The following is a 13363-nucleotide window of genomic DNA, read 5'->3' as shown; positions in this document are numbered from 1 at the left end:
GTTTTTCCGCATTCGGAGATGTTGCGATGACTGTACCTGTTTTCAGAGAATTTCTGGAGCAGAACCCCGGTGTGGAAATTATTATGGTGTCCAGGAAGAATTTTGAAGGCCTGTTTGCGGGAGTTCCTAATGTGACCTTTAAAGGGATTGATCTGGATGATTATAAAGGTCTGTTTGGATTGAGGAAACTGAGCAATGAACTGATCAAAGAGTTTAACCCGGATTGTATTGCCAATCTTCACGACGTGATCCGAACCAAGGTTTTAGATCGGATATATAGAAGAAAAGGGCTTAAAGTTTTTAAAATAGATAAAGGGAAAGAGGAAAAAGAACATCTTACGGATGTCTGGAATCTCGAGAAAGTACAGCTGAAGAAAACAGTGGAGCGTTATGCTGATGTATTCAGGAAAATGGGATTCAAAGTTGAGCTTTCACATCAGCTCAGACCAACTTCGGAACAAAAATCAGGGATTGGTTTTGCCCCTTTTGCTCAACACAAAGGAAAAATGCTTCCTCTGGAAAAATCCTATGAACTGGTCAGAATTCTGGCTCAGAAACATACGGTATATTTCTTTGGCGGAGGTAAAAAAGAAACAGAAACCCTTGAAAGATGGGAAAGTGAAATTCCCAACACCAAAAATCTTTCCGGAAAATTAAACCTTACGGAAGAACTCAATCATATTGCGAAGCTGGAACTGATGATATCCATGGATTCTGCGAATATGCACCTTGCCAGTCTTGTAGGAACAAGATGTGTTTCTATTTGGGGTGCTACCCATCCATATGCCGGGTTTCTAGGATTCGGACAGAGTGAAGAAGATGTTGTTCAGGTAAAAGATCTTACCTGCAGGCCGTGTTCTGTTTTTGGAGATAAAGAATGCTACAGGGGAGACTGGGCTTGTCTTGAGGAATTTAATATCCAGAAAGTGGTAGATCGGGTTAATTTTTAAAAATAACCTTTATAATCTGTCCGGCTTTAGCATGATCCGAGTGTATTTTTTCTAAGACATGCTTTCTTTTTTCAGTATCATCATAGTCTTTTTCGGCAGAGGAGACAATCTGTTGGCGGATTTCGGCCATATCAGCTCCATAAAGGCATAAATCCGTTAAAGCAGGATCATCTGTAATATTCCCATTAATAATCACAAAACGACTGTTGTAAAGGGTGTTGAAAAGCTTCACTTTGGTTCCTGAATTCTGGTAAGAAATCAGAATATTGGCATGGGCATTTTCCAGAAGGTGGCAAAGGTTTTCTGAAGTACGAATAGGAACGAGGGTGATATTTTCCACTGCAGATATTTTTCTTTTTATGTCTTCACTGGCACGATCGGAGGCAACAATCAGGTTATACTGAGGAAGAGTCTTGAATAAAGTAAGAGTCTCAGCCAGTGCTTGTTTGTTATCAGCCGTAGTGAGATCTCCATGAAAAAGAAAATATTTTCCTTTTTTATCTAGCTGCTTTACAGACTGATTACCATGAAAAATGTGGATTAACTGGGCATTTCCTGAATAAGTCTTCACTTCATTATATTCTTTTTCAGACAGGCAGAATACCGTTTCAAACTTCTTTAAAAGCTTTTTCTGATATCCTGCATACTTTAAAGATTCAATTTTGTAGACTATCTTTTTGAAGATATTTTTCTCTGAGACAGAAAGCCCTTTATAGTACTCTTTTTCGTTATTATGGTAACGGAGGTAGAGTTTGTGGTTATTACCTCTTATAAACCGCATAATATGGGTTGTTTGTAAGCCTTCGAACAATACAGGAGCGTTAGTCTTTTCAATATTTTTAAGAAGTAGATCGGAATCTCTTATTATAGCAGCGAAAGGCGTTTTTAAGAAATAAAGAAGAATATTGTTTTTCTTTTCATAAAAAAAGACATTTTCCGTAATCTCTTTGACTTCCGGATCAATCTTATCAGGGATTTGATCTACAAAACAGTGAAGGTGGATTTTTACTCCCAGATCAGACAAAGCCTTGATCTTATAATACACATCAATAATTCCACCATAAGAAGGAGGGTAGGGGTAATTGAATGATATGATATGGAGTTCCTTCATGTCAAGCGAAATTCAAATGCAGGCAAAGGTAGATAAATATAAGGAAAAGTGGAGGGAAGCTTTATTAATTACTTAGGATAAAAATAAAAAAATCTCCCAGAAATCTGAGAGATTTTTTGTGGGTCCTGAGGGATTCGAACCCCCGACCCTCTGGGTGTAAACCAGATGCTCTGAACCAACTGAGCTAAGAACCCGAATTTTTTTGAAAGGTTTCGTTTCCTTTTCTGTGGGTCCTGAGGGATTCGAACCCCCGACCCTCTGGGTGTAAACCAGATGCTCTGAACCAACTGAGCTAAGAACCCTCTAGACTTGTTCTCTTGTTTAGAGTGGTGCAAATATACGACTTATTCTTTAATCTCCAAATTTTTTTCTAAAAAATCTCCCACTACAAAGTTGCTTCCGCCGATAAAAATCATTTCTTCATTTGTACATTGTTCTTTTGCAGACAGATACGCTTCCTGTACGGAATCGAAAATTTTATAAAAAATTTTTGCCTCCTGAAGTAGATTTTCATAATCTTCCGGGTGTCTGCCCCTGTTGACAGATGGTTTTGCAAAATAAAACTCAGAATTTTCAGGAAGTAATTTCATCACATCATCTATTTTTTTATCATTCACAAACCCCAAAATGACATGCTTGTGTCTGTCAATTGAATTTAATTGTGAAAAAACATACTTCAAACCTGCCTGATTGTGTCCCGTATCACAAATTGTAAGCGGATTATTTGAAAATTCGAACCAGCGGCCTATAAATCCTGTATTCTGATGAACATGGAGGAGTCCATTTTCAAGATCATTGTCAGAAATATGTATTTCCAGTTTTCTTAATTCTTCTACGGCAGCCAGTACAACTCGGATATTTTTCTTCTGATAATTTCCTTTCAGATCAGAGGTAAGGGGTGTCTCAATAAGAGTTGCATCTATAAAAGGAGTATTTTCTTGTGTTGCTTTATTTCTGATGATATTTTTGACTATTTCATTTTCATCACCAGAGATAACAGGGATATTGTGTTTAACAATTCCGGCTTTTTCCGCTGCAATTTCTTCGATGGTATCTCCAAGAATATTCTGATGATCCAGTTGAACATTTGTAATTGCAGAGATCAGAGGTTTAATAATGTTTGTTGAATCCAGTCTTCCTCCCAATCCAACTTCAATAATGGCAAAATCTACCTGCTGCTGATAAAAATATTCAAAAGCCATGATTGTTGTAAATTCAAAGAAAGAGGGGCGGATATCTTCTGGAAGGGTTTTTAATTTTTGGATAAACTCAAAGACAAATTCCTTATTACAGTTTTTTCCGTTAACCTTGATACGCTCTGTAAAGTCTATCAAATGCGGAGAATTGTATAATCCGGTTTTATAACCAGCCTCCTGAAGAACCGATGCCAGCATATTGCTTGAAGAACCTTTTCCATTGGTACCGCCAATGTGGATACACTTTATTTTATCCTGGGGATTTCCAAAGAAAGCACAAAGCTTGATGATATTGTCAAGTCCAGGTTTATAAGCCTTCTGCCCATCTATCTGATAGTTGGGCATCTGCACGAAAAGCCAGTCAATAGCTTCCTGATATTGTTCATTTGTCATGATGCAAAATTCTCAAAAGTTTTATTAAAATGAAACTATTTTTTTCAATCTGTAACTTTTTTATATTTACTTCGTCTAATAGGGAAAAATCTTAATATGAAATCGCTGTGATTTGTAGATACAAATACTGAATGAAGATGACGTGATTCCATATGACCATTAAAAAAACAAATAAACATCTACATAATATGAAAAAAGTTTGGATTATCGTTTTTGGACTAAGCTGTCTGGGTTTAAGCGCTCAGAAGAAATGGTCCTTAAAAGAATGTGTAAGCTATGCAGTGGAGCATAATCTTCAGGTTATCCAAAATCAGTATAACAAACAAAATCAGGAATACAGCCTTAAAGCGGCCAAAAAAGAATATTTGCCTTCTGTATCGGGAAGTATGACGAATGGGGTGAGTTTCGGGCAAGGGTCATTGGGAGCCGGAAGCTTTAGAAACGATAGATTCAATAACAATGTTGGTCTGAGTGCTGATGTTTTGCTCTATAATAACGGGAGGTTAGAGAAGAATGTAAGAAAGGCCCAGTTTGATGTAGAAGCAAGCCAATATGACATTGAAACCATTAAAAATGATATCTCTCTTCAGATTGCTCAGCAATATCTGACTGCCCTGTTGAATAAAGAGATCGTTAAAATCTCTCAGAGTGCTGTGGGAAATGCTCAGAAACAGTTTGACAGAGCTAAAATCACGACTCAGGTTGGAACGACTGCTCAGACAGTCTTGGCAGAGGCTGAAGCTGCACTGGCAAGAGAAAAACAAAACCTTAAAACAGCAGAAGTCAATGTTGGACGTGCCTTGTTTGCCATCGCTCAGTTATTGCAGCTTTCAGATTATAAAGGTTTCGATGTGGAAGATGTAAATGTTCCGGAAAAACTTGATTTACAGCTTAATTCAGTGGATGAAGTGCTTACAACTGCGTATGAGATACAACCGCAGATCAAAGCAGCCGAAAGCAGAATACGATCTGCAGAAGCGCAAACTGAGGTAAGCAAAACAGCGTTCTGGCCTACATTAACAGCGAGTGCGGGTCTTAATACTTTCTATAACAGACAGTTTGATCCTATGCCGGGTACTGTGCAGGGAACTTTTTTTGAACAATATAAAGATCAGTTTGGACAAAATGTAGGGTTATCCCTTAATATCCCTATCTTTAATAAAGGGAAAATAAAGCTTCAGGTAGAGCAGTCTAAAATAAACGAAAGTATAGCCAAGAATACGTTAGAACAACAGAAGCAGACAGTAAGACAAAATGTTCAGAAAGCTCAGTTTGATGCAGATGCCAATTATGAAAATTATCTGGCCGCTGTAGAAGCAGAAAAAAGCTCCAAACTAGCTCTTGATTTTGCTGACAAAAGTTATGCTGCAGGAAGATCTACGATCTATGACGTAAATGTGGCAAGAAATAATTATGCAAATGCACAGGGATCAGTAGCGCAGGCAAAATATAATTATCTTTTTAGTCTTAAATTATTGAATTTCTATGCAGGAATTCCATTAAGTTTGTAAAATGCCAATTCAATCATTAGAAAAATATTTACCTCAAAATAATACTCTTAAATATTTAAGAATCTGGTTTTCAGATTACTATATACACATAAAAGTTACAAGAAACAGGAATTCAAAACTGGGAGATTACAGAAGACTTCCGGATAATTCCCATGAAATAACGGTAAACTCCACGCTTACCCCACAGCTTTTTTTCTTTGTACTGACTCATGAGCTTGCACACCTGATTGCGTTTGAAAAATATGGACGAAAAATTTCTCCTCATGGCAACGAATGGAAAGAAACCTTCAGAAATATGCTTCTTGAAAGCCTTGAAATTTATGATGAAGAGCTAAAACCTATCATTGTAAAGTTTTCAAAATCACCCAAAGCAAACTTCATGGCAAGCCCTGATCTGGTAAGGTATTTTCATACTGAGAAACAAGATGATACTCTTCATTTTATCGAGGAACTTCAGAAGGGTGATTTTTTTATATACCGCAACGAAAAGTATTTATTGGAAGGTCTAGTTAAAAAAAACTATCTTTGTAAGAACCTGGCTACTGGAAGGAAGTATTCTTTCAAGCCTTTAGCTAGGGTAGAAAAATGTAGCTAAGAATGTTAAAATCAGATAGATACTGCGTTATAATGGCGGGAGGAATCGGGAGCCGGTTCTGGCCGATGAGCACGCAGAAATTTCCAAAACAGTTTCAGGATATTTTAGGTACCGGGCGTACTATGATTCAGCAGACCTATGACAGAATCAGCAAGGTAATTCCTAAAGAGCAAATATTCGTGATTACGAATAAAGAATATGTGGCTCTTTCCCATCAACAGCTTCCGGAGATTCCTGAAGAAAATATTGTGGGTGAACCGCTTATGAAGAATACAGCTGCATGTAACCTGTATATGGCCAACAAGATTGCTGAGATCAATCCGGATGCAACAATGATTGTACTTCCGGCAGATCATCTGATCCTTAAAGAGGATGTATTTTTGGAAAAAGTGGAGCTGGCATTTGAAGTAGCTTCAAAACATGATTATCTGGTAACATTAGGAATTACCCCAACAAGGCCTGATACAGGCTACGGTTACATTCAGTTTGTAGAAAAAAAAGGTTCTGATTATTTTAAAGTCAAGACATTTACAGAAAAACCAATCCTTGAAATTGCCCAGAGCTTCTTAGAAAGTGGTGATTTCCTTTGGAATGCGGGTATTTTTATATGGAGCGTAAAAAGTATTCATCATGCTTTTGACCTTTATCTTCCGGAAATGATGCAGCATTTTATGGCTTGTGAATACAATTCAGAAAAGGAAAACAGCTGTATTGAAACCATTTATCCAAAAGTTCAGAAAATCTCAATTGATAACGGAATTTTAGAAAAAGCAAAGAATGTATATGTGATTCCATCAGATTTGGGATGGAGTGACCTGGGAACATGGACTTCTGTCTACGAAAATACTGAAAAAGATAAAGACGGAAATGCAGTGAAATTAAAGCATTTGCTTTCCTATAATTCAAAAGGAAATATTATCCGTCTTAGAAATAACAACAAGGCGGTAATCATTGACGGTCTTGAAAACTACATTGTTGTAGATACTGATAAAGCACTTCTTATCTGCCCGCGAGATAATGACCAGCTTATAAAGGATTATGTCCTTGACTTAAAAAACTTTAAGAAAGGAGATAAGTTTATGTAATATTTGGTATATTTTCTGCTGATTTTTAAATTATGATAAAAGCTGCAACCCAATTTATAATTCTTACATTCTTACTTTTGGGAACCTTAGGATATTCTCAGGAGAAGAAAAAATTTTCAGGCATTCCGAATATTTTACAGCAGATCAACCCTGGCAATAGGGTAGACTCATGGATATTGGTATACAACAGCTATGGAAAAGGTGAAGAAATAAAAATTTCGGGTAAGGTGAATTATACTCCTCAGTTCTCCGGATTTAATCTTTTTCCCAGTGAAGACAGCTTTTATTATATAGCTTATTCAGAAGGTGGTAAAGTAAATTATGTTACCGATGTTGAGGGACTTAAGAAATTCATAGACCGGATTGATAATGCTCAGGAAGCTGCTGTAATGCTGGCTGCTGAGGGATATATGGTAGATGAGGAGTTCAAGGACCTTGCAGGCAACTATCATGAAGACCAATCGAATTATTATCTGGACCTTGGAAAACTGACCTCAAAGGAATGTCCTTATCAGAAAACACATTATACTGTGACTGTAAATAAATCTACAGGTGCTGTAAGCAATGTAAAGGACAATGGAACCTATATTGAGCTTTACAATAAAAAATGTGCTAATAACCCGAGACTTTTAAAAATCGAAAAAAAAGAAGAGCCAAAGAAAGATGAGTCCAAAAAAACACCCAAACGCAGATAATACTTATGAGACTGAACGACTAATACTTCGTCCGATGTCCAGTGAAGACAAAGATTTTGTCTTTGAACTTTATAACAGACCAAAATTTATTCAACATATCGGTAATCGTAATGTTAATAGCATTGAAGATGCCGAAAATTATATCCTGAACAGATTTGCTCCACAGATTGAAAGACTTGGATTCGGAAACTATCTTTTGGTAACTAAAGATGGAAACGAAAAAGTAGGTGCTGTAGGAATCTTCGAAAGAGAAGGGCTTGATATTGTAGATATCGGGTATTCTCTACTGGAAGAATTTGAAGGTAAAGGATATGCTTTTGAAGCAGCTCAAAAGGTCAAATCTATCGGGATGGATGAGTTTGGATTATCAAAAATATCTGCTATTATTTCAAAAGATAACGTTTCATCCCAAAAACTGATCGAAAAGTTGGGATTAAGATTTAAAAAATATGTAACTCTACCTGGAGAAACTGAAGAATTAAACTATTACGAAACAGAATAAATAACAATAAAAAACTTTCACAAATAATATTTTAAATAGTGTTATTTGTGAAAGCCTTTGTGATATTTGTGTTAAAAAATTAACCTTCCAGAATCTGCTCAGCGGCAGTCTTTGAAGTCACCTTTTCAATTACTCTTGTACAAATGCCATTTTCATCAAAAATAAAAGTGGTTCTTACAATTCCCATATAGGTTTTTCCAAATGTTTTTTTCTCTTGCCATACCCCGAACTTTTCGATGATATTACGGTTTTCGTCAGCAATAAGATCATAAGGGAAAGCAAATTTGCTGTGGAAATTCTTCTGTTTTTTTACAGAATCACCGCTTATTCCCAGTAATTGAAATCCCGCTTTTTTAAGCTGAGTATAATTATCGCTCAGGTTGCAGGCTTCCACTGTGCAGGTGGGTGTATTCGCTTGTGGATAAAAGAAAACCACTAGTTTTTTTCCAATTAATTTTGATGAGGCTACCGTTTCTCCGTCTTGATTGAGTTCTTCAAATTCAGGTAATTTATCTCCAACTTTCAGCATAATGATTTAATTTTGTTCAAATTTAAGCGTTACATGACAAAAAAACAAAGAGCTGAGCTCGTTCAGATAGAACTGGATAAATTATATCCTACAACGCCTATTCCGTTAGATCACACCGATCCGTATACCTTGATGGTTGCTGTAGCACTTTCTGCACAAACCACAGATAAAAAAGTAAACCAGGTTACTCCCGATCTTTTTGCCGTTGCAGGAACGCCACAAAGAATGGCTAAGCTGGAAGAATTTGAAATCAAAGAACTGATCAAAGAAATAGGACTATCCAATACAAAGGCCAAAAACCTGAAAAGAATGGCTGAACTTCTGTTGGAAAGACACAATGGTATTGTTCCTCAGACTTATGAGGAACTGGAGGCCCTTCCGGGAGTAGGGCACAAAACAGCATCAGTAGTAATGAGTCAGGGGTTTGGGTTTCCTGCTTTCCCGGTAGATACACATATTCATCGTCTGATGACACAGTGGAAGCTTACCTCAGGAAAAAATGTGGTGGAAACAGAGCGTGATGCAAAGAGCTTATTTCCAGAAGAAGTATGGAATAAACTTCACCTTCAGATCATTTTCTATGGAAGAGAATATTCTCCGGCAAGAGGAAAAGGAGAGAAGGATTTTATTACAAAAATGATGTTTGAAAAATAAGGTTTAACATTATTTAAGATTTTTACAACTGTTTTTAGTTGACAATCGGGTCATATAAACACCATTTAGTGGTGTTTTTTTTTATTCCATAAATTAGTTTTTGCTGTTTTTTTTCACCGATAAAGGATATTTATAAATTTCTCTAAAAAAATATTTTTTTTGATAAAAAGATGTTATCTGTTTGATTTATAATATCATTTAGAGACAATAGTGTTGTTTTCAAATTTTTCTTTGCTGTAAATAATTTCAGAAGTATTGTATTTCCATAAAAAGAGATATATTTGGCTCAGTACCATGAAGACTTAAATGAAAAAAGTTAATCTTTTCGTTTTTTTTGTAGTTTTATTTTCCTGCACCTGTGCTGGGCAGGTTCATCGTTTTTACTATGAGCTTACGTATAAACCTTCTACAAAAAATAAAACCTTTAAGAAAGATCTTTTCTATCTGGACAGCCTTGATAAAGGATCCGTTTTCATGCGAAAGGAAAAATTCGAGTCAGACTCTCTATTGGCCGCACAGGCTTATTTACCTGTTTTATCATTGGAAACCATGAATTTTAAAGTGGTAAAAGACCTCGAAACCCCATCCGTTACTGTAAAAGATGATTTGTTCATAGGGACTGTTTCTTATAAAGAGCCCGTTGATATTCATTGGAAACTTTCATCAGAGAACAGAATCACAGGAAGACTGCATACACAAAAGGCAGAGGCAGATTATGGTGGTAGACATTGGATAGCCTGGTTTACTCAGGAGATTCCTGTTTTTGATGGTCCCTATATTTTTATGGGGCTTCCAGGGTTTATTGTAGAACTAAGCGATGCGGATAATGAATATCACTGGAAATTGGTGGGAAGTAAAAAAAATGTACGGGACAAGCTGTTCACCGAATCAATTATGGATGAGGCTGTGATGTCAAAAGAAGCCTACATTAAAAATAAAACAAACTTCATTAAAGATCCACTGCCTGTTCTAATGCAAAGTATGTCTGATGTCTCTAAAAATGAAGAGATGATGAGTAAAATGAATCATCAGGCCGAATCAATAAAAAAATATTACAGGGATAATGATAATACTATAGAGAGATAGTATAAATAACTCAAACTATAACCATGGAACTAAGAAAAGAAATTAATGCAGTTTTTTTATATCTGAAATCAATTGATATAAAGATTGATAAGAATGATTATATCTATCAGGTAGAATCTCACCCGGAAACGCCGAGTCTATTGGCTTTCAGTGATGCTCTTGGCTTTTTTGGTATTCCAAATGGGGCTTTTACAATTGGCTTTGAAGATTTTGATCATTTACCGGATACTTTTCTTACCATATTAGATGTGGGAAATAGACATTTGATTTTATCCTATATTGAAAAAAAAGGACAAAGCATTTTATATACTGATCATGAAGGAGTCCAAAAAAATATTCTCCTTTCTGAAATGCAAAGTTTATGGACAGGAGCAGTACTGGCTGCTGAAAACAATGGGGAGATCTCAAAATCAACTAATTCTTTTTATAACAAACTTTTACCAGCGTTTATCTTTTGTGCAGTATTGGTGATATTATATTTTATCGGCGGGTGGTTTTTAAGTGGTTTTGGAGCGATTACCATGGTGGGCTTATTCTTATCCTTTGAAGCTATAAAAACAGAATTAGGGCTGGAGTCAGGTTTTTCTTCACAGTTTTGTGATGGTAGTGAGAAGTCAAGCTGCAGCCAGATCATCAATTCTGAAAAAGGGAAGATTGCAGGATTCAAATTGAGTGATCTCAGTGTTTTTCTTTTTGGAACCCAACTTTTTTCATTGCTTGTTTTCAATCAGGAGCTTATCAATAACTATTATTTTCTGATTGCCGTTTCTTTGCTGGCATGCATTCCATTTACCTTGTATTCTGTTTATTTTCAGATGAAAGTAGAGCAGAAATGGTGCCCGATATGTTTAAGCATTATTGGGGTAATCTATGCACAGCTTATTTATCTGGCGTTTAATACGACAGTAATTCTAAATAACATGAACCTTGATCTTTCAATAGTTTTGATTTTGGCTGCGGTAATAATTGCGTTTGCAGGAACTTACTTTTTAATTAAGAAATCTTTAATAAACTACGGGAAATTAAAGAAAAACGCGGAGTTTGACTCAAGATACATTAGGCATTATCCTTATTTCAAAAATATTCTGACAAGTACAGAACCTCTTGTTTTAAAAGCAGATCCTATCTTACTGGGGAATCCGAATGCTCCGGTAACCATTACTTTTATTACAAGCCCTTTATGTGGATACTGCAGAGAAGCGCATGATTTTTTGCAGAGAGTTTACAATCAATATAAAGATCAGGTTAACATCAAAATCAGGTTTAATATGACAGGAGTTGTAACAGCAGAAGTAGAAGAAATGCTGATTCAATTACTGAATATATACCAAACAAAAGACGAACAGAAATTTATTGAGGTTCTTCATGATTGGTATAGCCACCGAGATGCAGAAAAATGGCTGAAAAAATACGGTACTACCCTGGAAAACAGAACATTTTTATTGAATAAGCTGGTTTCTGTTTCTTATGAAAATTTACAGAATAACCTGTTTTTCACACCGCATTACTTTATCAACAATTATGCATATCCTGTAAGACTCAATAAAAAGTATATGGAAGTATTTATGCCAGATCTTATTGAAGATGAATGGAATGAACAGCTTGATTCTGTAAAAGAACTGGAAGTAGAATACAGATAACAGACGAAATTATTATAATAATTATACAAAGAGGAAGCCGAAAATCTAAAGAGTAGGCAAACAAATTAAAACAAATTTCTATGAAAAAATTACAAAAGTTGAGCTTAAATGCCATGAAAAACGAAATGAGCAGAAACGAAATGAGAGTTATCAAAGCTGGTTCTGGAGGTGAGCCGGGAACTTGTAACTGTAACTCACAATACTGCTATATGAACGGTATGAGAGCTGTATGTGGTGGTGGATGGCCGGCAAAATGCTGCTAGTCAAACAAAAATAATTTATATTTTTTCTGTAATTGCAATTCTGCAATTACAGAATTTTTTTAGCCTATGAAAACACCAAGTTTAGTTTTAATTACCTGCTGGTATGGTAAATATCCCTGGTATATGCCCTATTACCTGCATTCCTGTGCTTTTAATCCAAGTGTAGATTTTATCATTATTACGGATAATGCCGAACCGGTAAAAAATGTTCCTGACAATGTTAAAATAGTTCATAAAAGCCTGAATGATATCATTGATGAAACCTCAAATAAGCTCGGGTTTACAATTAATATTGATTATCCTTATAAATTGTGTGATTTTAAGCCGGCTTATGGCTTCATGTTCCCTGAATTGATAGAAGGATATGACTTCTGGGGACACTGCGATCTCGATCTTATTTATGGAGATATAAGAGCTTTTTTTACCAATGAATTTCTTGGCAGTTATGACTATATCAGCGTAAGAGATGATTATACTACCGGTTGTTTTGGACTGTACAGGAATAATGAACTGCTGAATACTTTTTTCAAAAGAAGTAAGGATTTTAAAAAGGTATTTTCTATGTCAGACCACTTCTGTTTTGATGAATGCAACTTTGTTTGGGATGATCTTGCAGAAGGAATTCCTATTTTTGAGATTGAAACTGAGATTGAAAGCTTTACCCATATCATGAAAAATGCTGAAAGAGACGGACTTCTCAGAACCCATTTTGACTTTATTCTGATGGAAGGCTACACTGGCAGAGTAAAGTTTGATAACGGGAAAATTATTTATAAAAATAAATATGAAGCTATTATGTTTCACATGTTCTGGCTTAAAAAAGTATACAACCCCGAAAAAGTACCTTCAAAAATCCCGAACACCTATAATGTAAGTCCTACTAGAATTTATTGGTAATCACGATAATTATTAATTAAAAAAAAGACCATGAAAAAATTACAAAAAATAAGTCTGAATGTTATGAAAAATAACATGAGCAGAAGTGAAATGAGAATTATTAAAGCAGGATCAGGTCCATCATCATGTAACTGCAAGTCTGCGGCCTGTGCATCAAGAGGAAATGAACTGGCATACTGCAGCTCTCCAGGATATTATCAATGCTGTTAGATTCTTCTTTTAAAGTGAAAATATAGAAAGAGAGAACAAAATGTGT

The 13363-nt window shown here is 35.7% G+C and carries 15 protein-coding genes and 2 tRNA genes; 12 read left to right on the top strand and 5 right to left on the bottom strand.

Annotation, left to right across the window (positions count from 1 at the left end; all coding sequences use genetic code 11):
- Nucleotides 1–26: 26 nt before the first annotated feature.
- Entirely contained in the window at nt 27–950 is a 924-nt protein-coding gene (locus SFA27_RS23035) for a glycosyltransferase family 9 protein (RefSeq protein ID WP_052184659.1), read from the top strand.
- On the opposite strand, the gene SFA27_RS23030 is transcribed toward SFA27_RS23035, so the two are convergent.
- The 4 genes from SFA27_RS23030 to SFA27_RS23015 form a co-directional block, all read right to left on the bottom strand.
- Nucleotides 940–2061, bottom strand: coding sequence for a hypothetical protein (locus SFA27_RS23030; RefSeq protein ID WP_407295206.1), 1122 nt, complete (start codon nt 2059–2061; stop codon nt 940–942). The two genes, SFA27_RS23035 and SFA27_RS23030, sit on opposite strands and share 11 nt — an antisense overlap.
- A gap of 119 nt (nt 2062–2180) precedes the next feature.
- Nucleotides 2181–2255, bottom strand: a tRNA-Val gene (locus SFA27_RS23025).
- A gap of 33 nt (nt 2256–2288) precedes the next feature.
- A tRNA-Val gene (locus SFA27_RS23020) sits at nt 2289–2363 on the bottom strand.
- 42 nt (nt 2364–2405) lie between these two features.
- Nucleotides 2406–3650: a bifunctional folylpolyglutamate synthase/dihydrofolate synthase gene (locus tag SFA27_RS23015; protein ID WP_407295203.1), complete on the bottom strand. Its 1245-nt coding sequence runs from the start codon at nt 3648–3650 to the stop codon at nt 2406–2408.
- Between the two features lie 188 nt (nt 3651–3838).
- On the opposite strand from SFA27_RS23015, the gene SFA27_RS23010 reads away from it, so the two are divergent.
- From SFA27_RS23010 to SFA27_RS22990, 5 genes are read left to right on the top strand one after another with little or no spacing between them, the layout of a single operon-like run.
- Nucleotides 3839–5161: a TolC family protein gene (locus SFA27_RS23010; protein ID WP_407295200.1), complete on the top strand. Its 1323-nt coding sequence runs from the start codon at nt 3839–3841 to the stop codon at nt 5159–5161.
- A 1-nt stretch (nt 5162) separates the two neighbouring features.
- On the top strand, nt 5163–5756 hold the full coding sequence (locus tag SFA27_RS23005; protein ID WP_407295197.1) for a SprT-like domain-containing protein: 594 nt from the start codon (nt 5163–5165) through the stop codon (nt 5754–5756).
- Nucleotides 5757–5758: 2 nt separating this feature from the next.
- Nucleotides 5759–6841, top strand: a complete 1083-nt coding sequence (locus tag SFA27_RS23000; protein WP_047375939.1) for a mannose-1-phosphate guanylyltransferase — start codon at nt 5759–5761, stop codon at nt 6839–6841.
- A gap of 32 nt (nt 6842–6873) precedes the next feature.
- Nucleotides 6874–7536 carry a hypothetical protein gene (locus SFA27_RS22995; protein ID WP_264518973.1) on the top strand — a complete coding sequence of 221 codons (663 nt, stop codon included), beginning with the start codon at nt 6874–6876 and terminating at the stop codon, nt 7534–7536.
- Nucleotides 7505–8038, top strand: coding sequence for a GNAT family N-acetyltransferase (locus SFA27_RS22990; RefSeq protein WP_047375943.1), 534 nt, complete (start codon nt 7505–7507; stop codon nt 8036–8038). Before SFA27_RS22995 ends, SFA27_RS22990 begins: the two co-directional genes overlap by 32 nt.
- A gap of 79 nt (nt 8039–8117) precedes the next feature.
- Here SFA27_RS22990 and bcp read toward each other — a convergent pair whose 3' ends face one another.
- A complete protein-coding gene (gene bcp, locus SFA27_RS22985) occupies nt 8118–8567 on the bottom strand; it encodes a thioredoxin-dependent thiol peroxidase (protein WP_047375944.1) in 450 nt (149 codons plus the stop codon).
- A 33-nt stretch (nt 8568–8600) separates the two neighbouring features.
- Between bcp and nth the strand changes: the two genes are divergently transcribed.
- The 6 genes from nth (at nt 8601) to SFA27_RS22955 (ending at nt 13317) form a co-directional block, all read left to right on the top strand.
- Nucleotides 8601–9221 (top strand): endonuclease III, encoded by a 621-nt coding sequence (gene nth / locus SFA27_RS22980; protein ID WP_047375946.1) that lies wholly within the window; start codon nt 8601–8603, stop codon nt 9219–9221.
- A gap of 306 nt (nt 9222–9527) precedes the next feature.
- On the top strand, nt 9528–10307 hold the full coding sequence (locus tag SFA27_RS22975) for a GLPGLI family protein (protein ID WP_407295193.1): 780 nt from the start codon (nt 9528–9530) through the stop codon (nt 10305–10307).
- Between the two features lie 23 nt (nt 10308–10330).
- Nucleotides 10331–11947, top strand: a complete 1617-nt coding sequence (locus tag SFA27_RS22970) for a vitamin K epoxide reductase family protein (RefSeq protein ID WP_407295190.1) — start codon at nt 10331–10333, stop codon at nt 11945–11947.
- A gap of 80 nt (nt 11948–12027) precedes the next feature.
- Nucleotides 12028–12210 (top strand): TIGR04149 family rSAM-modified RiPP, encoded by a 183-nt coding sequence (locus tag SFA27_RS22965; protein ID WP_047375950.1) that lies wholly within the window; start codon nt 12028–12030, stop codon nt 12208–12210.
- 66 nt (nt 12211–12276) lie between these two features.
- Nucleotides 12277–13107, top strand: a complete 831-nt coding sequence (locus tag SFA27_RS22960) for a DUF6625 family protein (protein WP_047375952.1) — start codon at nt 12277–12279, stop codon at nt 13105–13107.
- Nucleotides 13108–13137: 30 nt separating this feature from the next.
- Nucleotides 13138–13317, top strand: a complete 180-nt coding sequence (locus SFA27_RS22955; RefSeq protein ID WP_047375954.1) for a TIGR04149 family rSAM-modified RiPP — start codon at nt 13138–13140, stop codon at nt 13315–13317.
- Nucleotides 13318–13363: the final 46 nt, after the last annotated feature.

The sequence above is a fragment of the Chryseobacterium sp. HR92 genome (assembly GCF_045689405.1).
GTDB lineage: Bacteria > Bacteroidota > Bacteroidia > Flavobacteriales > Weeksellaceae > Chryseobacterium > Chryseobacterium viscerum_A.
This window is presented reverse-complemented; position numbering and strand designations above follow the sequence as displayed.

Coding starts and splice junctions, on each gene's coding strand:
- SFA27_RS23035 (WP_052184659.1), top strand. CDS start 27: ATGACTGTACCTGTTTTCAGAGAATTTCTGGAGCAGAACCCCGGTGTG.
- SFA27_RS22995 (WP_264518973.1), top strand. CDS start 6,874: ATGATAAAAGCTGCAACCCAATTTATAATTCTTACATTCTTACTTTTG.
- SFA27_RS23010 (WP_407295200.1), top strand. CDS start 3,839: ATGAAAAAAGTTTGGATTATCGTTTTTGGACTAAGCTGTCTGGGTTTA.
- SFA27_RS22975 (WP_407295193.1), top strand. CDS start 9,528: ATGAAAAAAGTTAATCTTTTCGTTTTTTTTGTAGTTTTATTTTCCTGC.
- SFA27_RS23000 (WP_047375939.1), top strand. CDS start 5,759: ATGTTAAAATCAGATAGATACTGCGTTATAATGGCGGGAGGAATCGGG.
- SFA27_RS22955 (WP_047375954.1), top strand. CDS start 13,138: ATGAAAAAATTACAAAAAATAAGTCTGAATGTTATGAAAAATAACATG.
- bcp (WP_047375944.1), bottom strand. CDS start 8,567: ATGCTGAAAGTTGGAGATAAATTACCTGAATTTGAAGAACTCAATCAA.
- SFA27_RS22970 (WP_407295190.1), top strand. CDS start 10,331: ATGGAACTAAGAAAAGAAATTAATGCAGTTTTTTTATATCTGAAATCA.
- SFA27_RS23030 (WP_407295206.1), bottom strand. CDS start 2,061: ATGAAGGAACTCCATATCATATCATTCAATTACCCCTACCCTCCTTCT.
- SFA27_RS22990 (WP_047375943.1), top strand. CDS start 7,505: ATGAGTCCAAAAAAACACCCAAACGCAGATAATACTTATGAGACTGAA.
- SFA27_RS22965 (WP_047375950.1), top strand. CDS start 12,028: ATGAAAAAATTACAAAAGTTGAGCTTAAATGCCATGAAAAACGAAATG.
- SFA27_RS23015 (WP_407295203.1), bottom strand. CDS start 3,650: ATGACAAATGAACAATATCAGGAAGCTATTGACTGGCTTTTCGTGCAG.
- SFA27_RS23005 (WP_407295197.1), top strand. CDS start 5,163: ATGCCAATTCAATCATTAGAAAAATATTTACCTCAAAATAATACTCTT.
- SFA27_RS22960 (WP_047375952.1), top strand. CDS start 12,277: ATGAAAACACCAAGTTTAGTTTTAATTACCTGCTGGTATGGTAAATAT.
- nth (WP_047375946.1), top strand. CDS start 8,601: ATGACAAAAAAACAAAGAGCTGAGCTCGTTCAGATAGAACTGGATAAA.